General features: G+C 54.6%; 19 protein-coding genes. 12 read left to right on the top strand and 7 right to left on the bottom strand.

From position 1 onward, the window contains the following. Positions 1-75 precede the first annotated feature (75 nt). Both AC1AY0_RS01075 and AC1AY0_RS01070 read left to right on the top strand, forming a co-directional pair. Positions 76-3,174 carry a glycosyltransferase family 2 protein gene (locus AC1AY0_RS01075; protein WP_476525582.1) on the top strand — a complete coding sequence of 1,033 codons (3,099 nt, stop codon included), beginning with the start codon at positions 76-78 and terminating at the stop codon, positions 3,172-3,174. Then, positions 3,171-4,712 (top strand): DUF5719 family protein, encoded by a 1,542-nt coding sequence (locus tag AC1AY0_RS01070; RefSeq protein ID WP_476525580.1) that lies wholly within the window; start codon positions 3,171-3,173, stop codon positions 4,710-4,712. The genes AC1AY0_RS01075 and AC1AY0_RS01070 overlap by 4 nt, the downstream gene beginning before the upstream one ends. Positions 4,713-4,740: 28 nt before the next feature. Here AC1AY0_RS01070 and AC1AY0_RS01065 read toward each other — a convergent pair whose 3' ends face one another. Beyond that, positions 4,741-5,103 (bottom strand): metallopeptidase family protein, encoded by a 363-nt coding sequence (locus tag AC1AY0_RS01065; RefSeq protein ID WP_476523515.1) that lies wholly within the window; start codon positions 5,101-5,103, stop codon positions 4,741-4,743. Positions 5,104-5,255: 152 nt separating this feature from the next. On the opposite strand from AC1AY0_RS01065, the gene AC1AY0_RS01060 reads away from it, so the two are divergent. Both AC1AY0_RS01060 and AC1AY0_RS01055 read left to right on the top strand, forming a co-directional pair. After that, on the top strand, positions 5,256-6,065 hold the full coding sequence (locus AC1AY0_RS01060; RefSeq protein ID WP_476523517.1) for an HAD-IIB family hydrolase: 810 nt from the start codon (positions 5,256-5,258) through the stop codon (positions 6,063-6,065). A 310-nt stretch (positions 6,066-6,375) separates the two neighbouring features. After that, positions 6,376-6,852 carry a ComF family protein gene (locus AC1AY0_RS01055; protein ID WP_476523519.1) on the top strand — a complete coding sequence of 159 codons (477 nt, stop codon included), beginning with the start codon at positions 6,376-6,378 and terminating at the stop codon, positions 6,850-6,852. On the opposite strand, the gene AC1AY0_RS01050 is transcribed toward AC1AY0_RS01055, so the two are convergent. From AC1AY0_RS01050 to glgB, 3 genes are read right to left on the bottom strand one after another with little or no spacing between them, the layout of a single operon-like run. Next, a complete protein-coding gene (locus tag AC1AY0_RS01050; protein WP_476523521.1) occupies positions 6,841-7,911 on the bottom strand; it encodes a sensor histidine kinase in 1,071 nt (356 codons plus the stop codon). The two genes, AC1AY0_RS01055 and AC1AY0_RS01050, sit on opposite strands and share 12 nt — an antisense overlap. Beyond that, positions 7,911-8,633, bottom strand: a complete 723-nt coding sequence (locus tag AC1AY0_RS01045) for a response regulator transcription factor (RefSeq protein WP_476523522.1) — start codon at positions 8,631-8,633, stop codon at positions 7,911-7,913. The genes AC1AY0_RS01050 and AC1AY0_RS01045 overlap by 1 nt, the downstream gene beginning before the upstream one ends. 31 nt (positions 8,634-8,664) lie before the next feature. Further along, complete coding sequence (gene glgB, locus AC1AY0_RS01040) at positions 8,665-10,917, bottom strand: 1,4-alpha-glucan branching protein GlgB (protein WP_476523524.1); 2,253 nt, start codon at positions 10,915-10,917, stop codon at positions 8,665-8,667. A 178-nt stretch (positions 10,918-11,095) separates the two neighbouring features. Between glgB and AC1AY0_RS01035 the strand changes: the two genes are divergently transcribed. Both AC1AY0_RS01035 and AC1AY0_RS01030 read left to right on the top strand, forming a co-directional pair. Further along, positions 11,096-11,689 carry a CarD family transcriptional regulator gene (locus AC1AY0_RS01035; protein WP_476523526.1) on the top strand — a complete coding sequence of 198 codons (594 nt, stop codon included), beginning with the start codon at positions 11,096-11,098 and terminating at the stop codon, positions 11,687-11,689. A gap of 96 nt (positions 11,690-11,785) precedes the next feature. Next, on the top strand, positions 11,786-12,310 hold the full coding sequence (locus tag AC1AY0_RS01030; protein WP_476523527.1) for a 2-C-methyl-D-erythritol 2,4-cyclodiphosphate synthase: 525 nt from the start codon (positions 11,786-11,788) through the stop codon (positions 12,308-12,310). A gap of 64 nt (positions 12,311-12,374) precedes the next feature. On the opposite strand, the gene AC1AY0_RS01025 is transcribed toward AC1AY0_RS01030, so the two are convergent. The 3 genes from AC1AY0_RS01025 to AC1AY0_RS01015 form a co-directional block, all read right to left on the bottom strand. Next, positions 12,375-13,208: a metal ABC transporter permease gene (locus AC1AY0_RS01025; protein WP_476523529.1), complete on the bottom strand. Its 834-nt coding sequence runs from the start codon at positions 13,206-13,208 to the stop codon at positions 12,375-12,377. A 20-nt stretch (positions 13,209-13,228) separates the two neighbouring features. Beyond that, on the bottom strand, positions 13,229-14,089 hold the full coding sequence (locus AC1AY0_RS01020) for an ABC transporter ATP-binding protein (protein ID WP_476523531.1): 861 nt from the start codon (positions 14,087-14,089) through the stop codon (positions 13,229-13,231). Positions 14,090-14,189: 100 nt separating this feature from the next. Beyond that, positions 14,190-15,491: a metal ABC transporter solute-binding protein, Zn/Mn family gene (locus AC1AY0_RS01015; protein WP_476523533.1), complete on the bottom strand. Its 1,302-nt coding sequence runs from the start codon at positions 15,489-15,491 to the stop codon at positions 14,190-14,192. Between the two features lie 99 nt (positions 15,492-15,590). Here AC1AY0_RS01015 and AC1AY0_RS01010 point away from each other — a divergent pair, with 99 nt between their 5' ends. From AC1AY0_RS01010 to pyk, 6 genes are all read left to right on the top strand, one after another. Further along, the gene (locus AC1AY0_RS01010; RefSeq protein WP_476523534.1) at positions 15,591-16,466 is read left to right on the top strand and encodes a bifunctional methylenetetrahydrofolate dehydrogenase/methenyltetrahydrofolate cyclohydrolase; all 876 of its coding nucleotides are present in this window, start codon (positions 15,591-15,593) and stop codon (positions 16,464-16,466) included. Positions 16,467-16,739: 273 nt separating this feature from the next. Then, positions 16,740-18,215 carry a 30S ribosomal protein S1 gene (gene rpsA / locus AC1AY0_RS01005; RefSeq protein ID WP_033890373.1) on the top strand — a complete coding sequence of 492 codons (1,476 nt, stop codon included), beginning with the start codon at positions 16,740-16,742 and terminating at the stop codon, positions 18,213-18,215. 207 nt (positions 18,216-18,422) lie between these two features. Continuing rightward, entirely contained in the window at positions 18,423-19,046 is a 624-nt protein-coding gene (coaE, locus tag AC1AY0_RS01000; RefSeq protein ID WP_476525578.1) for a dephospho-CoA kinase, read from the top strand. 229 nt (positions 19,047-19,275) lie between these two features. Further along, positions 19,276-21,387, top strand: a complete 2,112-nt coding sequence (gene uvrB, locus AC1AY0_RS00995) for an excinuclease ABC subunit UvrB (protein ID WP_476523537.1) — start codon at positions 19,276-19,278, stop codon at positions 21,385-21,387. 207 nt (positions 21,388-21,594) lie between these two features. After that, positions 21,595-22,581 (top strand): TerC family protein, encoded by a 987-nt coding sequence (locus AC1AY0_RS00990; protein WP_476523539.1) that lies wholly within the window; start codon positions 21,595-21,597, stop codon positions 22,579-22,581. Between the two features lie 166 nt (positions 22,582-22,747). After that, entirely contained in the window at positions 22,748-24,190 is a 1,443-nt protein-coding gene (pyk, locus tag AC1AY0_RS00985; protein WP_476523540.1) for a pyruvate kinase, read from the top strand. The last annotated feature ends 52 nt before the right edge of the window (positions 24,191-24,242 follow it).

Here is a 24,242-nt window from a genome sequence, read left to right as displayed (position 1 = left end):
AACAAGGCAAACAGTCTGAGTGAAGTCTGTGCGTATACACAGCCCTTTCAAGGTTCATGCGTACACTGGGAGTTTATGAGTTCAACAGCGAATAACGATATCCATAATGCTTTGGCCAATGCCATGGCTGCGCGTCCCTACACGCACCGGCAAGACGTGGATGCCGGAATTGCAGCCGTGGTCACTGTTGAGAACGATACTCGGTTCCTTGAGGCCACACTGCACTCGCTGCTGACGCAAAGCGTGTTGCCCGGGGTTATTGTGGTCGCTGATGCCACAGGCGGCACCAGTCAGTCATTAAAGACATCCTTTGAGGTTATTCCCTCACCTTCCGGTCCGGTACTGCAAATGCCACAGGCCAAACAGGTCAGCATCCAAATCGTACGAGCTAAAGGAGCCCGCTCATTCGGCGATGCCGTAACCAGAGCTTTGAGTAGAGCCGAACTGAATGCTTCGACTCGTGCACTATGGCTGCTGCATGATGATTCACGTCCATCCGATGCATACTGCTTGGAACATCTGCTCGAAGCATGGCGCAACGCGCCTGGCGCCAGTGTGCTCGGATGCAAGCAGTGTGATTGGGAAGGCACGCAATTGCATGATGTCGGCATGTACGCCGGCGCACATGCCGTGCACTCATTGGTAGTAGACGGTGAACCCGATCAGGAACAATACGATGGCCGCCAAGATGTGTTTGCAGTCTCTCTAGCCGGCGCACTTGTCTCATACGATGAATTCAAACGATTGACCATCAATTCCTGGTTCACTACCTATAGCGAATCAGTTGACTTCTGCCGCCGCGTATGCCTGAATGGTGGCCGAGTGGTAGTGGTGCCGAAAGCGGAAATCTCGCATCGCCGCGCTCGCTATGAGGGAATTCGCGCTCGCAATGGTGAGCCGTTGGAACATGAGCACACCAAGTCGGCTGCTATGGCTGTTGCCAGAACACAACAACGGTACTTCTATACCGACATCCATATGTCCACGTGGATTGTAGTGTGGCTGTGGCGCCTTATCCGCAGTTTTGGTGTGACTATTGCCATGCTGTTCCGTAAGCAGCCCTATCAGGCCTTGGTGCAGTTGTGCTTGCCGTGGCTGGCTTTGACTTCGATTCCGGGAGCCATGCGTTCGCGTCGTCTCGTGGCACGGCAGAACAAGGTCGGCATGTCTTCGCTGCAGGTGCTTACCGCAGATCGTCGGCAGATCAAGCAGTTCCATGATCGGCGCGATGCTTTCCGCGCTCAGCAGAATCTTGTACTGCTCAGTCCTCTGGAGCGAGCTCATTTGCGTGCGCGTCTCATTCGCCGTTGGACTGCCGCAGGCTGCATGGCTTTGGTCTGTTTCCTCGCGGTCATGCTGATGTACTGGCCAGTATTCAAAGATGTATTCTCGGGCGGCTCTCTGTATTCGGATCGATTGCTGCCCACTGGCGCAAGTTTCAAGCAGTTGGCGCAATCAGCCACAACATTGTGGGTGTTTGGCTCTGGCGTTGGAGTGCCGGCACCGCCTACGCCATGGTTGCTTGTATTGCTGGTAGCAAGTTTGGTGACTTTCGGTCATGTCAGTGCGGCACTTGCTCTTATGCTCTTCTCTGCTGCACCGTTAAGTGCGCTTTCCTTCTGGGCTTTGGCTGGTATTTTTACCCGTTCTAATGTGGTGCGCATTCTGGGCGGCCTGCTGTGGGCTTCAACCGGCGTGATGTTTGGCTGGTATGCGCAGGCTGATCTGCCGATGCTCACGGTGTTGGTGTTCCTACCTGCGGCGTTCGCTTTTGTGTTCCGTGCAGTGGGCATGTATCACACGGAAGATCCGTTGAAGCCTCGCACATCAGTGCAGGCGGCGGCGATTGCTTCACTGTGCTTTGTTCCGGTGGTTGCTGCGGAACCGCAGCTGTTGCTGGCTTTGATTGTGGCGTTCTTCATGTTCCTGCTGTTGGTGAAGCGTAAGCGTTCGGCATTGCTGTTGATTCCGGTGCCTGCTGCTTTTGCCGTAGCTCCCACCTTGGTGAATTCGGTTCGTTACGCTAGCGGTGGCGCATGGCGTCAGATTTTCGGCGATATCATGCAACCGTCTACAGCGATGAATGGATCGCCTGCATCGTTGAGCTTGTTCGACACTACGCAGCGAGCTTTGGGATGGAACCCTATGTCAGGCCAGGCTGCCGATGTGGCATTGGCAGTACTGTTTGCAGTGATCACTTTGCTGGCTATCGTCTCGCTGGTATTGCCATTTGCGCTGCGAGCATCCCGACTGATGTGGGTGCTTATTGTATGCGGAGCAGTGCTGTCTCTGGTCTCCAGTCGTGTGGCCATTGCTGTGGATGCGGATGGTGTTACCGCGGCTTCCACCCAGCCTGGCAATCTCCTGATGATTCTGGGATTCCTTTCCTGCACATGCTTGGTTGCTGGAGGCGCTGTCAAGCGCTTTAAGCCGCTGCATGTGTCGGCAAGCACTGTTGAATCTGATGATCAAGTAAGCAGCAGCAAGCGTCTGATTACCACAGGTCGTATGACGCTTGCCGTAGTGCTGGCGGCTTGCATTGCCATCCAATGCTGGTACGGCGTTGCTCGATATCATGACGAGGGCTTGGCTGTTTCCAACGGCGGACTGCCGATGGTGACTACTGATTATTTGCAATCCGGAGCCGATCATCGTGTGCTGGCTATCAGCGCTCAGACCAGAACGACGGTCGATTATTCGGTGATGCGTACATCTCGCGGTGATTTGATTGACAGTTCGCCTGCTGCTCGCGTCCGTCTGCTGGATGGTGAGCATGACGCCGTTGATATGAAGCTTGCTGAAGCATGCGCCACGTTGCTGTCCAATCCGGATGAGCAAGCCATCACTACAATCAGTGAACTTGGTTTTGGCGGCATCTATGTGGTTTCCAATGGCCAGGCCAGCGAGGCTTCTTCACCGTATGAGCAGTTAAGCGCCAATATTGCGGCTTCTAATGGCACGCAGTCGCTGGTTTCCACTGATGATGGCAGCTACTTCCGCTTGACCTTGCAGAATGCGGACAATCAGAACGTAGACACCTCATGGCAGCAGCGCACCCAACAGAGCGGATGGCGATATGCATGGTTGACCTGTCTGGCGGTGATTATGGTCTTCTACTGCCTGGTGGCAGTGCCGCGTAGGAAACTGTCGGCTGGACTGGAGGAGGAAGCATGAGCAAGCACATCACATCTGGTTCAAGACGAGTAACCAACATTGTGTTGGGAACCATTACCACGATTATCTTGGTCGCGGCTTTGGCTGTGCTGTTCATCCTGCCGGGACCGAGCTCTTGGGTGGATTCCGTTGCCGCAGACGACGATGCCATTGACCAGACCGTCAGCCCAACGCAAGCTGAGATGTATTGCCCGGCTCCAATGGAGCTAGCTGATACCGGCACGTATGGTGATAGTGCCTTCCAAGCCACGGTTGGTAATCTGAGCACGCAAGCACGGTATGCGGCATTCGGTTCGGTGTACACTTCCACGGTTTCCGCATTCGTGGATGGCACTAGTTCTGATGATGTGACATTGCAGGATAGCGATGTTACTGATGACGCTGATGTGAAAACCGGATCGCAGGCTTTGGATAGTTCGCGCCTGATGGACACTCGTATGCTGCAGGCATCTGAAGGCACCGGTAGCGCAGGCTCGATTGCATCCTGGGCTGATGAAGGCGATTTGAAGGGTGTCTCTGCCGCTTCCTGCATAGCAACAGCTCTTTCCCAGTCATTCCTGCTGACTGGCTCCACTACCGGCACCACGCAGCAGCTTATTGTGGCTAATCCTTCCACCAAGCCAACCACAGTGGATTTGTCGATTTGGGGCACCACGCACAGTGGTAAAGTCGCGTTGTCTACGCAATCCTCACTCTCCGTGCCGGCACAAGGCGAATCATCAATCGATCTTGCCGCTTCGGTATCAGATCAAAACGGATTGTACGTAGTAGTTTCCAGCAAGGAGACTCCTATTGCAGCCGTAGTGCGCACGATTGTGATGGATGGTTTGACGTCCAAGGGATCGGATTTCGCACTGCCCCTGCCCTCGTCGTCGAACGCATCTGTGGTTCCTTCCGTCAGTGATTCCGATACGGTGAGCGCATATCTGTTTGCTCGTACCGATACGAATACTGAATTATCGTGGATTACTGAACATGGTTTGGTTCATGCCAAAGATGTTGCTGTATCAGCGGAACAAGTGACGGTTGTTGATTTGGGCAAGGCTCCGCAGGAAGCTCTTGGAGTGATGTCCACTTCCGAAGACAAGCTTTCCTTAAGCGTGAAGGCTTCTCGTTCCGGTGATTCCGATCAGTCTGATTTCGCTTTGATCAACGCTGCATCACCCACCAAGCTCTCTGCCTTGACAATACCTGACGATGTGACTGCCGCACTGTCGCTGGTGAACACTTCTAACAGTGAGCATACGGTGACGATATATGCATATGACTCGGACGGGAAGGCAGTGACCAGCAAGGACATTACGCTGGGTGCCAATGCGGCGCAAACTATTGCCAGTAGTGATTTCAAAGATGGTGATACCGAGGCAACAATCTTCACGATGGAAGATGATTCACACGCCGTGGGTTGGGGAGCGCGACTGGTCCACGATAATCTCGGCGACGGCAAAATCGCTGGATTATCTTCCCTCGCCTCTACTTCGCTAATGCCGGTGACTTCCCACGTCTGGGCAAGAAGTAATGAGGCGATTGTCCGCTAACCGGCGTGTACTCGCCGGAACCGCCGGTTTATAGGCCCCAATCCGGGTCTATTTCCTCCGGCCTGCGCCCATAGAGTTCGGCCACACGTGATACGACTTCATCTCGTATCGCCAACTGGAGTTCGAGCTTTGTGGGCGCTTCTGTTTGCATAGGCAGTCGATACAACACCACGCGTGCGGGAATGCCATGCGAAGCGGGAAAACATTGTGACGTCATGTTCGGCTCGGACTGCCACGGTACCGGATCCGATGGCGGCACGTCTTCCACTGCGAACTGCAGCGGCCTAATCAGTTCAGGCCAAGCTTGATTCAGTCTGCGTATTTGCGCCGCCACCATATCGTCAAACATGCCGGTACGAGTACGGTACCGTGGCATGCGAATGCCGAACATAGGGGTGCGCGTACCCCTGCCGTGACGATTCCGATAAACTCTGGCGTTCCAAGGTGGCTGAAGCATGATTCCCACCATAGGCCAAGGCGAAGGCATTATGCGCTAGGATTGGTTCATTGGTTGCAATCTCGTCAGCGAGGAGGACCCGACGAATGCCAGTGCAGTCGTGGAGCGAGCTTGATTTGGACGAACTGTGCGCCAATGCGAGCGTATTTGGTTTTGATCTTGACAATACTTTGGCCAGCTCCAAACAGCCCATGAAACCTGAAATGATCACTCGATTCAGCGAATTGACCACACGCATACCAGTGGCACTGATTTCAGGCGGCAGCATGGCTATAGTTACGCTGCAGGTGCTCGACGTTCTGAACGAGCACGCCGATAAAACCAATTTGCATGTTATGCCCACCTCTGGCTCCAGATATTACCGGTGGAAGAACGGCCAATGGTCGTTAGTGTATGCCCATGATTTGGATCAGCACACTGTTGCTGAAATCGAATCCAGTTTGGAACGCCACGCCAAGGAATTGGGATTATGGGAAGACCAGGTATGGGGTCCGCGGATTGAAAATCGAGGGAGCCAGATCACTTTTTCTGCGCTAGGCCAGTACGCTCCTGTGGAAATCAAACAATATTGGGATCCGGACGACAGCAAAAAACAGGCACTCTGCGCACTGGTAAGCAAGGATTTCCCCAATTTACGTGTTCGTACAGGAGGCTACTCCAGCGTGGATGTGAGCAAACATGGCATTGATAAGGCCTATGCTGTACGCAAGCTCGCCAGTTTGCTGAATATTACTGTTGCTGACATCGTATTTGTTGGCGATCGCATGGCTCCAGGCGGCAACGATTATCCAGCAGTGGAAGCCGGTGCCAAAGGTGTCAAAGTAAGCGATCCGCGGGACGCACTGGAATTGCTTGACGCTGTATTGGATCGTCTTCCCGCAAAAGCACGTTCGTGATTCGCTTGGCGTACGCATAAGAACCGCAGAACAAATGCTACCGGGCAACTCATTACCACTCACATCAGTGCGTGCTGGAGTGTGTTCTGTGGCTCGTACAGCACGTAATCTGATTTTTCCTCGTGGCTGTGCGGGGTGCGACGCGCCCGATGAGATTCTGTGCCCTCATTGCGCGGCAGCCTTTTCATACTGTCGATTGCGGGATTTAGGGCCTCGCGGCGATGGAGGAGTGAGGTTGCCGGCATGGTCTGCTGCAACATATCAAGGGGTTGCACGCCACGCCATCTTGGAATGGAAAGATCATGATGATGTGGAACTTGACAGAGTGTTCGCTTCCATTATGGCGTCTTTGGTTGAACGTTGCGGCATCGCTGGTCAGCTCACTGATGAGTCTCAGCCGGTAATGGTAGTTCCTGCGCCATCATCATTGACTTCCATGCGCAGACGCGGCCGGTGGCATACGTTGCCACTTGCCCGTGCGGTAGCGAACGCATTACAAGCGCAATCCATTGAAGTATCGGTATCTACCGCATTGGAAAGTCATACCGAGGGCGGCAAATCGGTACAGCAAATATCATCGGCACAACGTGCGCAACGTATCGGCGGGAATATCCGCGTCACTTCACCGTCCGCCTATCGCGGCAGCACCGTGATACTGGTAGACGACATCATTACTACCGGTTCCACGTTACGCCAATGCGCACAAGCGCTCAGACAATCAGGAGCCTATGTTCTTGGCGCATTGGCGCTTGCAGAAGTGGTGGTTCAGCAGCCTTTAGAGAGCTGAAATATGGTATTTCGGCAAGGTGATTTCAAAATCAGCGCCACGCTCATCATCAACCACCTTGACATTGCCACCGTGCAGCTGGGCAGCCCAGCGCGCGATGGAAAGGCCCAAACCAGTGCCACCGGACTCAGTTCCAGGGCCTGACTTGCCTTTAACGAAACGGCGGAAGATAGCCGAGCGATCAGATGGTGCGATTTGTGAGCCGAAGTTCACCACATTGGTCACAATCGTGCCATTATTCGTGTCTTCATGCGTTTCAATCAGCACGGTAGTGCCGTCGGGGGAGTGCTTCAATGCATTGGCGATGATATTGGTGAACAGTTGCCTCAGGCGATCCTGATCGCCTTCCATCATGATGTCGTCCGGCACATGCATTTGAATGTCATGTGCATGACCGCCATCAGTGATTTCCAACGGTTCCACTGTTTCATCAAGGAAATCGGCCACATTGAATTGCTCGATGTTCAGGCTTGCAGCACCGGCTTCCATACGGCTGAGGTCAAGCAGGAACGCAATTAAATCAGAAAGACGCTGAGTTTGGGTCAGGATACTTTCCAAATTGGCTGGCGTGGGCTCAGTGACACCATCCGCCATGTTTTCGACCATAGCCTGCAGTGCAGAAACCGGTGTACGCAGTTCATGGCTGACGTTGGCGATCATGTCGAGTCGCATTTTATCCGCATGCTCGAGCTCTTCAGCCATTTCATTGAACGAACGAGCCAGCTGACCCACTTCATCATGCCGTGTGGGATCGATGGTTACACGCACGGTGTAATCGCCATCGGCCATAGCTTCCGCCACATCACGCATTTGACGTAGGGGAGCGGTAATGCCACGGGAGAAGAAGTAGGTGATGCCGAGTGCCACCACCAGTGTCAGTGGCATGGCAATCCAACCGGACCAGCCGAATTTCAGCAGGAACCAGCACATAGCGAAAGCTATTGCTGTGGCACAGACAATCAGTGCGCTGAGTTCGAGCTTAAGGGAGGAGAATAAATCAACCGGCTTGACGCCAAGAACGCCAAGCCGGGATTTCTGAGATTTCTTTACTGCATCCATTACTCAGTAGGAGGCTCGAAAGCATAACCCACGCCGTGCACGGTGCGAATCATATCCGCGCCGAGCTTATGACGAAGCGCTTTGACATGGCTATCCACGGTACGGGTACCGGACGCATCCACCCAGTCCCATACCTCTTCAAGCAGCTTTTCACGGGTGAGCACTGACTTCGGCCTGCGTGCCAACGTGGCCAGCAAATCGAATTCAGTAGGAGTCAGGTGCACCTGTTCGCCGTTCAATGTGACGATGCGCTGGGCCGGATCAATGACCATGGAACCGAAATCGAGAATTTTCTCGTTTTCTGAGTTCTTAGCAATGACCTTGGCACGCTCCACTCGGCGCAACAGCGCCTTGCAGCGGGCGATAAGCTCGCGCATGGAGAATGGCTTGGTCATATAGTCGTCTGCGCCGGCGCCCAGTCCAATGACCTTATCGGTCTCATCATCACGGGCGGTGAGGATAAGCACCGGCACAGGGCGCTCGGCAACGATGCGCTTCGTGGCTTCCAATCCATCCATCACTGGCAGCATGATATCCATGATGACCAAGTCAGGCCGCAATTGAGAAGCCGCTTGCACGGCCGATGCGCCGTCACCGCACACACGTGCGCTCCAACCTTCGGCGGTAATACGCTGGGCGATGGCGGTGGCGAGCGTTGGTTCGTCCTCCACCACCAGCACCGTGCGTACCGCAGTGTTCTGACGCGCTGTGGTATTGAGCATAAAACAGTTACCTTTCAGCCTGTTGACTAGTTCAGTCTTCTGGCTTCAAGAATACAACTCCAAGAGCAGGAACGGTGATTTTTGCCGAGAACGGACGGGAGTGGTATTCGCCCTCTTCCGCTTCGAACGTGCCGTTGTGAATATCAGAGCCGCCGTACTTGGCGTCATCGGTGGTGAACACTTCGGTCCACTTGCCGCCGGTAGGCAGTGCCACCTGATAATCAGACCATGCTTCGCCGGAGAAGTTCACCACGACGGCCAGAGTCTCGCCCTTTTCGCCGATACGCAGGAAGCTCAGCGTGTTGTGGTCGGCGTCATCGCTGGTGAGCCACTGGAAGCCTGCCGGATCGAAGTCCTGGCTCCACAAAGCCGGGTTGGCCTTGTAGAAGGCGTTGAGGTCGCCCACGAACTTTTGAATCTGGCGGTGCTCCTCCCAATTGAGGCTGTCCCAATCGATGGAAGCGTCATGATTCCATTCGCCCCACTGCGCGAGCTCGTTGCCCATGAAGGAGAGCTTCTTGCCGGGATGAGCCCACTGGTACGCGAACAGCGAACGCACACCAGCCATCTTCTGCCAGCCGTCGCCCGGCATCTTGCCGTAGACCGAGCCCTTGCCGTAGACCACCTCATCATGGCTGATGGGCAGCACGTAATGCTCGGAGTAGGCGTACACCATGGAGAACGTGATCTCGTTGTGATGCCACTTGCGGTTGATGGGCTCCTCATGGAGATACTCAAGCGTGTCATGCATCCAGCCCATGTTCCACTTCAGTCCGAAGCCGATGCCGCCTGCGCTGGTCGGAGCGGTGATGCCCGGCCATGCGGTGGATTCTTCGGCGATCATCATGATGCCAGGATTGTTCTTGTATGCGGTTGCCGTGGCCTCCTTGAGGAAGTCAATGGCTTCGAGATTCTCGCGGCCGCCGTAGATGTTCGGCCTCCACTGGCCGGGTTCACGGCTGTAATCGAGGTAGAGCATCGAGCTGACGGCATCCACGCGCAGTGCGTCGATGTGCAGGTCTTCCAGCCAGAACAGAGCGTTGGCAACGAGGAAGTTGCGCACTTCGCGGCGGCCGAAGTTGAACACATACGTGCCCCAATCGGGGTGCTCGCCACGCAGCGGATCCGGATCCTCGTACAGCGGAGTGCCGTCGAAGCGGCCCAGTGCAAAGGCATCCTTCGGGAAGTGAGCCGGCACCCAGTCCATGATCACGCCAATGCCGGCCTGATGGAACTTGTCGACGAGGTAACGGAAGTCATCAGGGGAGCCGAGACGGGAGTCCACGGCGTAATAACCGGTGACCTGGTAGCCCCAGGAGCCAGAGAACGGGTGCTGGGCAAGCGGCATGAACTCCACATGGGTGTAGCCCTCTTGCTTGACGTAATCCACCAGCTGCTCGGCGAGCTCGCGATAGGTCAGTCCCTGCTTCCAGCTGCCGGCATGCACCTCATAGATGGAGACCGGTCCCTTGGTCGGGTCGGTGGCGCGGCGACGAGTCATCCATGCGTCATCTTGCCACTCATAGTGAGAATCGGTCACGATGGATGCGGTGTTCGGCGGCACCTCATGCTGACGCTCCATTGGGTCGGCCTTCATTTCCCACTGATAGTTGGCGTTGAGAATGTGGAACTTGTAATGTTCGCCGGCTTCAACACCGGGGATGAAGATTTCCCACACACCGGAGGAGCCGAGTTCGCGCATAGCGGTACGGCGGCCATCCCAGCCGTTGAAGTCGCCGACAACGCGCACTGCGTGTGCGTTCGGTGCCCAAACGGAGAAGGCGGTGCCTACCAGCTGTTCGCCTGGAATGCCACTGGCGCTGCCCATCGGGTCGTCGTAACGCAGCACATGGGCGCCCAGTGCCTCCCAGAGCTTTTCGTGACGGCCTTCGCCAAACAGATACGTATCCATTTCGCCAAGAGTGGGCAGGTAGCGATACGGGTCATCTTCGATGACGACTTCGCCGCTTTCCCATTCGGTGCGCACGCGATAGTCCGGAACGGCTGGTTGCTTGGCATCTCCCGCTGCGGGCACGGTGGTCACAAATACACCATTGTGTTCATGACGCATCGGGTATTCACCATCCTGAGTGAGAATGGTGACGGCTTTAGCGAGCGGACGCAGGACACGAATAGTCACGGTGTCGGCATGCTTGCCGATGCCAAGATGGCCGCCGAGAACCTCGTGGGGGTTGTAGAATTCGGCGTTGCTCACAGCGTCGAGATCGCCCTGAGCAACAGGCACGGTGATGGTATCTTCTTTGATCTTTTTTTCAGTATCCATGCCCCAAAGTCTACGTGCGTGCGAGTTGAAAACGCCGTATTAACGCGGTAAATATATCGAATTTCTGTCAAATTTGTCCCGCTGCGGGTAGTGTGAGCGTTCTCAATGACGTCGGTCCACGCCAGGTGGCACAATTATTCGAGTTTTTGTGTGTAAGCCGTCAGTTCTCGGAGGATACATGTCTTATCAAGTCGGCGATATGGTCGTCTATCCACGTCATGGTGCAGCAAAGGTGGAGGCCATCACCGAACGGACTGTCAAGGGTGTGACTCGCGAATACCTGCAGCTTTCCGTGCTGTCTTCGGATGGCTTGGTCATCAACGTTCCTGTGGATAACGCCAAGAAGGTCGGTGTGCGTGATATCGTTTCCGCATCCGAAGTGGCTAAGGTGTTCGAGATTCTGCGTACGCCGATTATCGAAAAAGAGATGAATTGGTCTCGCCGCTACAAGCTGAACGTCGAGAAGATCGCTACTGGCGATGTCAACAAGATTGCTGAAGTAGTGCGTGATCTTGCTCAGCGTGATGTGGATGAGCATGGTCTTTCCGCTGGTGAGAAGCGCATGCTGACCAAGGCCCGCGCCATTTTGACCTCTGAAATCGCACTGTCCGAGAAGATTGACGAGCCGGAAGCTCAGCGTCTGCTCGACGTCAACCTTGGTTATGAACCGGCACAGCCTGGCGATGAAAAGCATCACACCGAGGAACCTCAGGAAGCTGCTGCTGATACGCTAGCACGTGTGGCTGCTGAGAAGAAGTCTAAGAAGAAGTAAGCCAATACGCTTATATCCCGGTTGCATCGCATGATGAACCGGGATTTTTCTTTTTATATTGCCCACAACTCCATATCCGTGCGGGAAAGGATCATCATGGAGCACAACAGTCTGATGATTGGCCAGGGCTTTGACGCCCATCGATTCGCGGCTCCTGAATCAGGCCGGGAATTGTGGCTTGCAGGATTACTATGGCAGGCTCCGGCTGATGCTGACGAGGCGTTGGCAGCACGATACGTGGGCATCGAGGGCGATTCCGATGGCGATGTAGCCGCGCATGCGTTGATTGACGCATTGCTGTCCGCATCCGGTTTAGGAGATATCGGTTTGCTATTTGGGGTAGGGTCTGATGCGCATGGTGCAGGCATGCATGGTACTGACATGCTCAAGGAAACCGTTGCTCATCTTTTCGCCAATGGATATGTGCCGGTATCGGCATCCGTGGCGATTGTTTGCAATCGTCCGAAGGTCGGCACTCGCCGGGCCGAAGCGGAACAAGCACTTTCCGAAGCAATCGGATGCCGTGTTTCAGTGACCGCTACGACCACCGATCATATGGGATTCACCGGCCGCGGTGAGGGCATTGCCGCCATCGCAAGCGCTCTCGTAAGCAACCGCTGACAAACAGTAGTTCTTATGGAAACAGCTCCTTCTATAAGGAGCTGTTTCCATAAGAACTACTGTGCTATTTCCTCAGTGCCTGTACTGCTTTGGCGATGGCCCAGAACAGGGTAGACAGCGTCACGATAATGAAGCTTGGGGGAGCGGGGAACATTGCGGAAAGCACTAATCCAGCCCAAATAGATACCAAGCAAAGCACACTGGCGATAATCATTGCCTTAAGCGGGGAACCGGCGAGAATATTTGCTGCTGCAGCTGGCGTAATCACCAATGCGAAAATCAGCAGCGTTCCCACAGCAGGCACAGCAATCGTAATAACGCCGGCCATAATCGCCATAAAGGCCACATTCATCAGACCAATCGGCACACCCTTGGCCTGAGCAACCTGCTCATCCATTGAGCTGAACAGCAGTGGACGATAAATTACTGCAAGCAATGCCAGCAGCAGGGCGTCGAAGATAGCGAACCCGATAATCTGCCCAGTAGTAATGGTCAAAATAGAGCCGAACAGAATGGATTGCATCTGCTGGGAAGCGGAGCTGGACAGTCTGGCGAAGAACAAACCCAAACCGGTGGCAAAGGCCAGTACGGTACCGGTGGCGATTTCGCGTTCGGAAACACGCTTGCCAAGTGCGCCGATAACCAGTGCGCCGCCTAACGCGAACACACCCATGCCAAGGGAAACCGGCAGACCGAACAACACTGCTCCAGTAGCGCCAGGCAGTCCGATATGCGCCAAAGCGTGAGCGGCAAACGTGGAGCGCCTCGCAATGGTGAAATACCCCATAACGCCGGCAGCCAGTGCGATGCACAGTCCTGCTACAAAAGCGTTCAGCATAAATGGTGCGCTGAGCGTGCTCATCCATTCGGGATCAAAAGAAAAATCGATGCCATTCATAGTGCTATTGCTCCAGCCGATTAACGTTCAGTATTCGTATGCTCATGGTGATGCAGTTGAGCCACTTCGACAGCGGAATGCATGTCGAGTGGTTGATCTTGTGGCTCGTCCGGCGTCGGGGTAACGAACATATCGCCCTGCGGCGTGGTCACTACCTGCACCTGAGTGCCATACAAGTGGGTGAGAAGGCCGGAATCCAGAACCTTGCCCATATCGGCATAATGCGGATGCCCGTCAAGCAGATACACCGCGCCAGTCAGAATCGGCAGCAGCATATTGAGATCATGCGCCACAACCTGAATGGTCATGCCCAGTTCCTGATTGAGTCGAGCCAACACATGTACGGTGGCGCGCTGGCTGGCCAAGTCAAGATTGGCCAGAGGCTCATCGAGCATCAACAGTTTGGGATCACACACCAACGCTTGCGCAATAGCCACTCGCTGGCGCAGGCCGCCAGACAATTCAGAAAGACGATACTTAGCCTTGTCCGCGATTCCAGTGAACTCCATAGCTTCACGCACTTTGGCTCGCTGCGCTTTAGTGACCAGATGAATGCCGAAACGGGTTCCGGTAAGTCCGAGCAATACCGATTGCTCGGCGGTCAAATTGGAATCGACATTCGCCACATAGCTTTGCGGCACATAACCAATCTGCTGATTCGCTTCGCCGGCAGGCTTTCCGAGCACATGTAATGAGCCTTGCGCCAACGGCAGCAGACCCAGTTCTGCCTTCATCATCGTGGTTTTTCCAGCACCATTGGTTCCCACGATGGCAGTGACCGAACCATAGGGGATGGAGAAGGTTCCATGCTGCCAGATGATATGGTCGCCACGTTTGATGGCTGCATCAGCAAAGACGATGCAATCGGATTTCACGCTCATACTTCACGATTGTGGCAAATGATGCTGACAATCGTTCTCAATAGCGGCGGGTGTAATCAGTGCGTGAATCCATCGAACGCGCGAATGGTGGTCGTGCCGATTACTTACCGGGATCAGTCTGGCCTTCGTTCGATGTGCTTTGGTCATCGCCGGATGTATCAGCATTGGCGGAATCACTGGATGAATCACTGCTATCTGTACTTGAATCAGCGGCCTTGGCCTTGCACTCGCGCACATAGCTGGGTGCAGTGCCGGTATCAGACTTCGAGTTGTCAGTAGTGTTATCAGTGCCGTCTGCTGTACCGGTGTCTGCGGAATCATCAGACTCGGTGTTCTGCTCACTGCTGGTATCAGTGCCATCAGTGCTGTTTGAGTCGGCGTCTGCGGACTCATTGCCGGAGCTGCTGTCAGAACTATCAGAACTGTCGGCGGAATCAGAATTACTGGTATCAGCATCGCAGCCATACGTAGGATCGACTGCATCAATAATGGTGTTTACCAGTTGATTGATCCAAGCATTCAGAGTCTCGATATCCTTCGGCATTTGCTCGGAAACATCAACCACCGGAACATCAGCGCGGCCGGCTGTACCGGTGATCATATTGGTGGCATCGCTGGCTTCCTGCGTATTGTTGATGAGCACATCAACCTCTCGCTTCTCGAGAAGCTTTTGCATGGATTGCAAATCAGCGGGAGCAACTTCTCCACCAGCCGCAATCGACTGTGAATAGCCTTTCGGAGTGGAATCATCAAAACCAAGATCAGCCATTAAATAATAGGCAACAGGTTCGGTTGCCGCATACGTGAGTTTCTGATGACTCTTGGTGAAATCGCCGGTCCAGTCTTCCAGTGACTTCTCACCCTGCTGCCACAGCTTAAGGCGCTCTTGGAAAACCTTCTTCTTAGTAGGACGCGCCTTAATATAGGCCTCCGTGATTGCCTCGGCCATACCGGAGCGAGCATCCTTAGAGAACCACAGATGCGGATTATCGCCTTCCATAGCGCCGACTACAGAAGCTGCGGAAACCAGATTCGACGTCTTGCCCAATGATTTGGTGGCCCAGGAATCATAACCCGCTCCATTAGCCACTACGATTTCGGCTTTGGAAATCGTGGCCACATCGGAAGTCTTCGGCTCGAAATCATGGGCATCCACGTTGGTGGAGTTCACAATGGATGTGACCTTCACGTCGTCGCCGCCAAGCTCGGCTGCGAGCGAACCCCACTGGTTGATGGAAGACACCACGGTAATAGTGCCTGTTGGCTGCTTCGTGGCGGTATCGCCATCGGTTGAGGGCTGCTCAGGAGAAGTTTGAGACCCGCACGCGGCTGCTGCGAACAGCATCATCGCGCTAATCGAGGCGGCGGCGAATCGCGTAAGTCGTGCAAATCGAGTCCCCATGGCAAGCCTTCTTCATTGTGAGATACAAAGCCGATTTATTTCAACGATAGTCTATCGTTTCGATACTATTCGCCGAAACATTTTCAAGGAAGGGCTTCGATGGCTACACGAATCGACGGCAAGAAGGTCGCTGCCGACATCAAGGCTGATTTGGCTGAGCGTGTTGAGCGTCTCAAGGCACAGGGTGTAGTTCCTGGATTGGGAACACTCCTGGTGGGAGAGGATCCGGGCTCAGTGAAATATGTGGCCGGCAAGCATGCTGACTGCAAGGAGATCGGTATCAACTCGGTTAAAAAGGAACTGCCCGCCACCGCCACATTCGAAGATATTGCCGCCGCGGTTAAGGAGCTCAATGAAGATCCGGCGTGCAATGGCTTTATCGTGCAGTTGCCGCTGCCTAAGGGCATCGACCAGAACGCAATCATTGACCTTATTGATCCGGCCAAGGACGCTGACGGCATGCATCCGTATAACTTGGGTGAACTGGTGTTGCATGTGCGCGGCGACATTACTACGCCATTGCCGTGCACGCCACGTGGCGTTATCGAATTGCTCAAGGCTTACGACATTGATTTGAACGGCAAGGAAGTATGCGTGCTCGGCCGCGGTATCACCATCGGCCGTACCATCGGCCTGATGCTCACCCGCAATGCAGTGAACGCCACCGTGACGTTGTGCCACACCGGTACTAAGGATGTGGCGGACCATATGCGTCGCGCCGATGTAATTGTGGCAGCCATGGGTTCAGCTGGCTTCGTGACTCCGGACAAGATCAAGGAAGGTGCCATTCTGGTTGATGTCGGCGTCAGCCGCGTTTTCGACGAGGAAGCCGGCCGCTACCGTATTAAAGGTGACGTAGACAAAGCCTGCTACGACAAGGCTTCCGCATACACACCCAACCCCGGAGGCGTCGGTCCGATGACCCGAGCCATGCTTCTGGCCAATGTGGTCGAAATGGCGGAGCGTACACTGTAACGATTGCCAGATATATGGAGGTGGCTGGTTCCAGTGTGTGTTGTGAGACCGTAGGCTTGGCCGAACGGCCTTGAGTGTGTCGAACAACATACACTGGAACCAGCCGCGGTCAATGTCGATGGAATGGTGATAGAGCGCGACACACCACACTATTGCAATGGTTTCTTGGCTATAGCTCTATGTATTCTGAATGCTTGTATGTCTTCACAAGGCGTACAAGCATAATTGAATATCGAGTAATTATCCATCCACTATTAGAAACCATATATTTACATGGCAGAGAACAACACTGAAGTCACCAAGGTCGCCATCAACGATATCGGCACCGAAGAGGACTTCATCAAGGCAGTCGATTCCACCATCAAGAACTTCGACGATGGTGATCTGGTTGAGGGCACCGTCGTTAAGATCGATCACGACGAAGTTCTCCTGGACATCGGCTACAAGACCGAAGGTGTGATTCCTTCCCGCGAACTTTCCATCAAGAAGGACGTTGATCCGGACGAAGTCGTCGAGGTCGGCGACCAGATTGAGGCCCTTGTCGTCACCAAGGAAGACAAGGAAGGCCGTCTGATTCTCTCCAAGAAGCGTGCTCAGTACGAGCGTGCTTGGGGCGACATCGAGAAGATCAAGGAAGCTGACGGCGTTGTTGAGGGCACCGTCATCGAAGCTGTCAAGGGCGGCCTCATCGTCGACATCGGTCTGCGTGGCTTCCTGCCTGCTTCCCTCGTCGAAATGCGTCGTGTCCGCGATCTCTCCCCGTACATCGGCCAGAAGATCAAGGCTAAGATCCTCGAGCTCGACAAGAACCGCAACAACGTGGTTCTCTCCCGTCGCCAGTACCTCGAGGAGACCCAGTCCGAAGTCCGTGAGACCTTCCTCTCCCAGCTCAAGAAGGGCCAGATCCGTGAGGGCGTTGTGTCCTCCATCGTCAACTTCGGCGCCTTCGTTGACCTGGGCGGTGTTGACGGCCTGATCCACGTTTCCGAGCTCTCTTGGAAGCACATCGATCACCCGTCCGAGGTTGTCAAGGTCGGCGACAAGGTCACCGTCGAGGTGCTCGACGTCGATCTCGATCGCGAACGCATCTCCCTGTCCCTCAAGGCTACCCAGGAAGATCCGTGGCAGCGCTTCGCTCGTACCCACGTTCCTGGCCAGATTGTCAAGGGCAAGGTCACCAAGATCGTTCAGTTCGGTGTCTTCATCTCCGTCGAAGACGGCATCGAGGGCCTGGTGCACATCTCCGAGCTCGCCAACCGTCACGTCGAGAACCCGGAGACCGTGGTCAAGCCGGGCGAGACCGTGTTCGTCAAGGTGATCGACGTCGATCTCGATCGTCGCCGCATCTCCCTGTCCCTCAAGCAGGCCAACGATTCCGTTGATCCGGCTTCCGAGGACTTCGATCCGGCCATCTACGGCATGCCGGCTGAGTACGACGAGCAGGGCAACTACAAGTACCCTGAAGGCTTCGACCCGAACACCAACGAGTGGATCGCTGGTTACGAGAAGCAGCGCGAGGAATGGGAATCCCAGTACGCTGCCGCTCACGAACTGTGGGAGGAGCACAAGGAGTTCGTGGCCAAGGAACTGGCCAACGCTGCCGAGTCTGCTGCTGCCGACGGTCAGGGCCAGAAGGAAGAGAAGCCGGTCGAGGAGACCTCCAACTACTCTTCCGCTGCTCCGGCTACCGGCACCCTCGCCGATTCCGATCAGCTCGCCGCTTTGCGCGACCAGCTGCTCGGCAAGTGAGTTTGCCGAAACGCTAACGCTTAGCGCATAACGAAAACCCGGTCCACATGGGCCGGGTTTTCTTGCGTTTCGGGCACTCAACCAGTGTGGCTCCCTTCTCTGAGGGGGGGCTGACATTCGGACAAAGGATGGCTTGTGACCTTAATCTTGACTCCCTTCTCTGAGGGAAGCTGTCACCGAAGGTGACTGAGGGGAGCACCCACTACCATGGTCACCATGATGCGAATAGGACTCACCGGCGGTATCGCGGCAGGCAAAAGCACGGTTTCAGCACGGCTGGCGCAATTGGGCGCGTTGATTGTCGATTATGATGTGCTGGCGCGCAAAGTAGTGGAACCCGGGGGAGCGGCACTGCCAATGATCGCTCAGGAATTCGGACCTCAATCATTGAACACAGATGGCACATTGAATCGCCCCTGGATTGCCGAACATATTTTCGGCCGCAATGCAGAACCGGGAGCTCGCGAACGACTGGACGCCATCGAACATCCGCTGATTTATGCTCAGGCCCAGCGTATCGAACAGGAACATGCTCAGGCCCATCTCATCGTGCACGATGTACCGTTGCTCGCTGAAGTCATTACTACTATTCCCTTCACTTTTGACCACATTATTACTGTGGAAGCGCCGGTATGCATGCGCTTAGAACGGATGGTGGAGGAACGGGGTATGAGTCTCGAACAGGCTAAAGGGCGTATCCGCAGTCAATCCAGTGAATCCGAACGCCGTCGTATCGCCGATATCGTCATCGATTCCGCTCAGCCTATGGATCGCATGATCGCTCAGGTTGACACGGTGTACGCGCACTTATGCGCCGCATCATCTCAGTGACACCATTAGTTCAGTGACACCATTAGTTCAGTGACACCATTAGAGTCGGCTTTCCAACACTGACTGTAGGTTTCCTGACATTGACTGTAGGAATTCCAACATCGACTGTAGGTTTTCCGACGAAATATGTTGGAATCCCTACAGTCAGTGTTGGAATCCCTACAGTCAGTGATCGAAAACCGTCATTCTGTGTTGGAAAACCGACAGTGCTTATGATTATGATGGCGCCATGGGATTCAATATCGAGCGCGCGGATAAGCCTTTTGTTGTCAAATCACCATATAAGCCAGCTGGAGATCAGCCGCAGGCCATTGAGGAATTGGCCGAGCGCATTGAGAACGGTGAAAACGACGTGGTGCTTATGGGTGCCACCGGTACCGGTAAAACCGCAACTACCGCATGGCTTATTGAACGACTGCAGCGCCCGACTTTGATTATTGAGCCCAATAAAACATTGGCCGCCCAGCTTTGTGCGGAATTCCGCGAATTAATGCCGGATAATGCCGTGAGCTATTTCGTGTCCTACTACGACTATTACCAGCCGGAAGCCTATATTCCTCAGACGGATACATACATCGAGAAGGATTCCAACATCAATGATGATGTGGAACGATTGCGTCATCAGGCCACGGCGAACCTGTTGACTCGCCGCGATTGCGTGGTAGTAGCCACGGTCTCCTGCATCTACGGTTTGGGTACGCCAGAGGAATATGCCGGCCGTATGCTGTTCCTTAAGGTGGGGCAGGAAATCAACCGCGACGATTTGCTGCGTCAATTCGTGGCTATGCAATATAAGCGCAACGACATTGCATTCACTCGAGGTACATTCCGGGTGCGCGGCGACACGGTGGAAATCATTCCCGTATATGAAGAACTCGCAGTGCGTATCGAATTCTTCGGCGATGAAATCGACCGTATCTCCACGTTGCATCCGCTGACCGGTGACGAAATCGCTGAAGAGAACGAAGTACATATTTTCCCGGCCTCGCATTACGTGGCCGGCCCAGCTCGTATGGAGCGCGCTTTGACAACAATTCGCGAAGAGCTTAACGAGCGTTTGGCCGAACTGCATAAGCAAGGCAAGGAGCTTGAAGCGCAGCGGTTGAACATGCGCACCACGTATGATCTGGAAATGCTCACGCAGGTGGGCGTCTGCTCTGGTGTGGAGAATTATTCGCGGCACTTCGATGGTCGCGCTCCAGGCACGCCGCCGCATACGTTGCTGGATTTCTTCCCTGATGATTTCCTCTTGGTTATTGATGAATCGCATGTGACGGTTCCTCAGATCGGTGCCATGTATGAGGGTGATGCCTCTCGTAAGCGCACACTCGTGGAGCATGGTTTTCGTCTGCCATCTGCAATGGATAATCGCCCGCTGAAGTGGCCGGAATTCTTGCAGCGCGTTGGCCAAACCGTATACCTGTCCGCAACTCCTGGCGATTACGAACTGGGTCTTTCCGATGGGGTAGTGGAGCAGATTATTCGCCCGACTGGATTGCTCGATCCGAAGATTGATGTGCGTCCGGTGGAAGGACAGATTGATGATTTGTTAGGTGAGATTAAGGCGCGCGTTGCTAAGAACGAGCGTGCTCTGGTCACTACGCTGACCAAGAAGATGGCTGAAGATCTTACTGATTATTTGCTGGAACGCGGCATTAAAGTGGAGTATTTGCATTCCGACGTGGATACGTTGCGCCGTGTGGAACTGCTGCGCATGCTGCGCGAAGGCAAAATCGACGTTATTGTGGGCATCAATTTGCTGCGTGAGGGTCTTGATTTGCCGGAAGTCTCATTGGTGGCCATTTTGGATGCTGATAAGGAAGGCTTCCTGCGCTCGTATCGTTCGTTGATTCAGACCATCGGTCGTGCTGCGCGAAATGTATCCGGCACAGTGATTATGTATGCCGATGAAACCACCGAAGCCATGCGCAAGGCTATTGACGAAACTGATCGTCGCCGTGCTAAGCAAATTGCATATAACAAGGAGCATGGCATTGATCCGAAGCCGCTGATTAAGAAGATCAGTGACGTCAACGATATGCTCGCCAAAGAAGATGTGGATACGCAGACGCTGCTCGAAGGCGGGTATCGCAATGCAGGCAAAGCCGGTAACACACATCTGGGCGTGCCGACCCTCAATGCCGAAGAAGCAGATAAGCGCCATGAGGAGATTCTCAAAGCCGGATTGCCGGCTCAGGATCTCGCTGATCTGATCCGTCAGCTCTCCGAGCAAATGCACACCGCTGCTGAACAACTTCAGTTCGAGCTTGCCGCCCGTTTGCGTGATGAAATTCGCGACCTCAAAAAGGAACTTCGCCAAATCACAGAAGCAAGTAAGTAAGTTCGATTTTTGGCAATAAGGAGCCGGAGGGTAGGGACATGTGTATCTCGACCGTAAGCAGCGGAGGCGTGTGCTAAGCTCTGCGAGCACACGCTGGAGCGAGGCCGAACGGCCTTGAGTGTGTCGAGATACACATGTCCCTACCCTCCGGCGGCCAAACTGCTTTGGAATGACAGCCGTCAACTACATAAGTTAGGGTAGGGAATCATGGCAGAAACCCCTCTTGCATTTGAAATCGCCACGTTTGTGGTGCTCGCGCTGTTCTTCATCGTCGACCTGTTCATCATTGGTCGACGACCTCATGTGCCGTCCACCAAAGAGTGCGTGCAGCATATCGCATTCTTTGTGATTATGGCACTGATTTTCGGCGGCTGCATCTGGTATTTCGCCGGTTCCAAGCCGGCCATCGAATTCTATTCCGGATGGCTCACCGAGTATTCCCTGTCCATCGACAACCTGTTCGTATTCGTCATTATCATGTCGAATTTCGCGGTGCCGAAGAAGATTCAGAAGTACGTACTTTCCGTAGGTATTACCATTGCGTTGATCTTCCGCGGTTTGTTCATTCTTATCGGTGCGGCTTTGATCTCTCGCTTCACGTGGGTGTTCTTCATCTTCGGCGCGTTCCTGATTTACACGGCGATTAAGTTGGTCGTCGGCGGTGATGAAGACGAGGAATATCACGAAAACGGCTTGATTCGCACGTTGCGCAAGGTTATCAAAATCACCGATGAATATGATGGTGAGAAGCTGCGCACCACGCGCAATGGTGTCCGTTATTGGACTCCGATGCTTATCGTGTTCTTGACTATCGGCACCACTGATGTGATGTTTGCATTCGATTCCATTCCGGCAATCTTCGGTTTGACCAAGGATCCGTTCTTGGTATTCACCTCTAATGTGTTCGCATTGCTTGGTTTGCAGCAGCTGTACTTCCTGCTCGGCGCACTGCTCGATAAGCTCGTGTATCTGCCGATTGGATTGTCTGTTGTGCTGGGCTTCATCGGCGTCAAGCTGGTGATGGAAGCGCTGCATGGCAATACGCTGCCGTTCATCAATGGCGGTGAAGGTGTCCATTGGGTTCCGGAAGTGCCTACTTGGCTTTCGTTGGCAGTGATTGTTCTGGCAATTGGAGGCGCGTCCATCGCTTCCGTAATCAAGATGAAGTCTATGGAAAAGGTTGAAAAAGCCTGATTTCATGAGGAATTCAACTCCTCGAAACCCAATAGGCGCAACAATGTGAGCGCTCACAACACACCGGACAAAAAACTTGTCATGCGTCGGTGAGCGCTAGTAGACTGTTGCTCGGCAAGTGAGGCTTCGCGCCTCGAACCAAAAAGGAAAGAATAGGCAGGCATTCATGCGTAAAGCCAAGATCGTAGATACTATCGGTCCCGCCAGCGAGGATTACGACAACCTCCTCAAGCTCGTCGAAGCAGGTATGGACGTTGCTCGTCTGAACCGCTCCCACGGTACTCCTGAGGATCACCTCAAGGTGTACAACAACGTCCGCAAGGCCAGCGAAGCTACTGGCCGCAACGTCGCTGCGCTCGTTGATCTGCAGGGCCCGAAGATTCGCTGCGGTTGGTTCAAGAAGAACGCCGAAGGCGAGGATAAGGTCCAGCTCGAGCTCGGCCAGGAGTTCATCATCACCACTGATGACATCGAGGGCGACGAGCACATCACTTCCACCACGTTCAAGGGTCTGCCGGGTGACTGCCATCCGGGCGATCCGATTCTGATCGATGACGGCAAGGTCCGCCTCGAGGTCACCAAGGTCGAAGGCAACAACGTGTACACCAAGGTTGTTGTGGCTGGCCCTGTGTCCTCCCACAAGGGCATCAACTTGCCGGGCGTCGCCGTCTCCCTGCCGGCTCTGACCGAGAAGGATGAGGCCGATCTGCGTTGGGCTATCCGCACTGGTGCTGACATCATCGCTATGTCCTTCGTGCGTTTCGCCACCGATATCGACCGCGCTCACGAGATCATGGACGAAGAGGGTCGTCGCATCCCGATCGTTGCCAAGATCGAGAAGCCGCAGGCTCTGGAGAACCTCGAAGACATCGTCAAGACCTTCGATGGCGTTATGGCCGCTCGTGGCGATATGGCTGTTGAGTGCCCGCTGGAAGAGGTTCCGCTGGCCACCAAGCGCATCATCGAGTTGGCTCGTCAGTACGCCAAGCCGGTTATCGTCGCTACCGAGGTCCTCGGCTCCATGGTGAACAACCCGGTCCCGACCCGTGCAGAGGCTTCCGACTGCGCCAACGCTGTGCTCGACGGCGCTGACGCCACCATGACCTCCAACGAAACCGCTGTCGGCAAGTACCCGGCCGTCACCGTGGACACCATGTCCCGCATCTCCGGCTACGCCACCGATCACGGCTTCGATCGCATCCCGGAGCTCAAGAACCTTGACATGTCCTCCACCGGCGCTGTTTCTTCCGCCGCTGTGGACCTGGCTGACAAGCTGAACGCCAAGGCCATCGTTGCTTACACCCAGACCGGTTCCACCGTGCACCGCGTTTCCCGCGAGCGTCCGGCTGCCCCGATCTACGGCATCACCAACAACGAGCACACCTACCACTGGCTGGCTCTGTCCTGGGGCACCGAGGCCTTCCTGACCTCTGAGGACTACCACGACAAGTCCCGCAAGGATCTCATGGTCTTCACTGACAAGATCCTCAAGGATGCCGGCAAGGTTGTTGACGGCGACAAGATCGTCATCCTGAGCTCCGCTCAGGGCGATCACCAGCCGGGCCGCACCGACTCCATCTACGTCCACACCGTTGGCGCTTGCGACTGATTGAATCAGTAGCCTGCGAGCGGTAACGCATCGTAGACATACAAAGCCCCAT

Source organism: Bifidobacterium sp. LH_416 (genome assembly GCF_056357055.1).
This window is presented reverse-complemented; position numbering and strand designations above follow the sequence as displayed.

What these genes read in the sequence shown, in the direction of transcription:
- AC1AY0_RS01075 (WP_476525582.1), top strand. Translation starts at nt 76, where the DNA reads ATGAGTTCAACAGCGAATAACGATATCCATAATGCTTTGGCCAATGCC.
- AC1AY0_RS01070 (WP_476525580.1), top strand. Translation starts at nt 3,171, where the DNA reads ATGAGCAAGCACATCACATCTGGTTCAAGACGAGTAACCAACATTGTG.
- AC1AY0_RS01065 (WP_476523515.1), bottom strand. Translation starts at nt 5,103, where the DNA reads ATGTTCGGCATTCGCATGCCACGGTACCGTACTCGTACCGGCATGTTT.
- AC1AY0_RS01060 (WP_476523517.1), top strand. Translation starts at nt 5,256, where the DNA reads ATGCCAGTGCAGTCGTGGAGCGAGCTTGATTTGGACGAACTGTGCGCC.
- AC1AY0_RS01050 (WP_476523521.1), bottom strand. Translation starts at nt 7,911, where the DNA reads ATGGATGCAGTAAAGAAATCTCAGAAATCCCGGCTTGGCGTTCTTGGC.
- AC1AY0_RS01045 (WP_476523522.1), bottom strand. Translation starts at nt 8,633, where the DNA reads ATGCTCAATACCACAGCGCGTCAGAACACTGCGGTACGCACGGTGCTG.
- glgB (WP_476523524.1), bottom strand. Translation starts at nt 10,917, where the DNA reads ATGGATACTGAAAAAAAGATCAAAGAAGATACCATCACCGTGCCTGTT.
- AC1AY0_RS01035 (WP_476523526.1), top strand. Translation starts at nt 11,096, where the DNA reads ATGTCTTATCAAGTCGGCGATATGGTCGTCTATCCACGTCATGGTGCA.
- AC1AY0_RS01030 (WP_476523527.1), top strand. Translation starts at nt 11,786, where the DNA reads ATGGAGCACAACAGTCTGATGATTGGCCAGGGCTTTGACGCCCATCGA.
- AC1AY0_RS01025 (WP_476523529.1), bottom strand. Translation starts at nt 13,208, where the DNA reads ATGAATGGCATCGATTTTTCTTTTGATCCCGAATGGATGAGCACGCTC.
- AC1AY0_RS01020 (WP_476523531.1), bottom strand. Translation starts at nt 14,089, where the DNA reads ATGAGCGTGAAATCCGATTGCATCGTCTTTGCTGATGCAGCCATCAAA.
- AC1AY0_RS01015 (WP_476523533.1), bottom strand. Translation starts at nt 15,491, where the DNA reads ATGGGGACTCGATTTGCACGACTTACGCGATTCGCCGCCGCCTCGATT.
- AC1AY0_RS01010 (WP_476523534.1), top strand. Translation starts at nt 15,591, where the DNA reads ATGGCTACACGAATCGACGGCAAGAAGGTCGCTGCCGACATCAAGGCT.
- rpsA (WP_033890373.1), top strand. Translation starts at nt 16,740, where the DNA reads ATGGCAGAGAACAACACTGAAGTCACCAAGGTCGCCATCAACGATATC.
- coaE (WP_476525578.1), top strand. Translation starts at nt 18,423, where the DNA reads ATGGTCACCATGATGCGAATAGGACTCACCGGCGGTATCGCGGCAGGC.
- uvrB (WP_476523537.1), top strand. Translation starts at nt 19,276, where the DNA reads ATGGGATTCAATATCGAGCGCGCGGATAAGCCTTTTGTTGTCAAATCA.
- AC1AY0_RS00990 (WP_476523539.1), top strand. Translation starts at nt 21,595, where the DNA reads ATGGCAGAAACCCCTCTTGCATTTGAAATCGCCACGTTTGTGGTGCTC.
- pyk (WP_476523540.1), top strand. Translation starts at nt 22,748, where the DNA reads ATGCGTAAAGCCAAGATCGTAGATACTATCGGTCCCGCCAGCGAGGAT.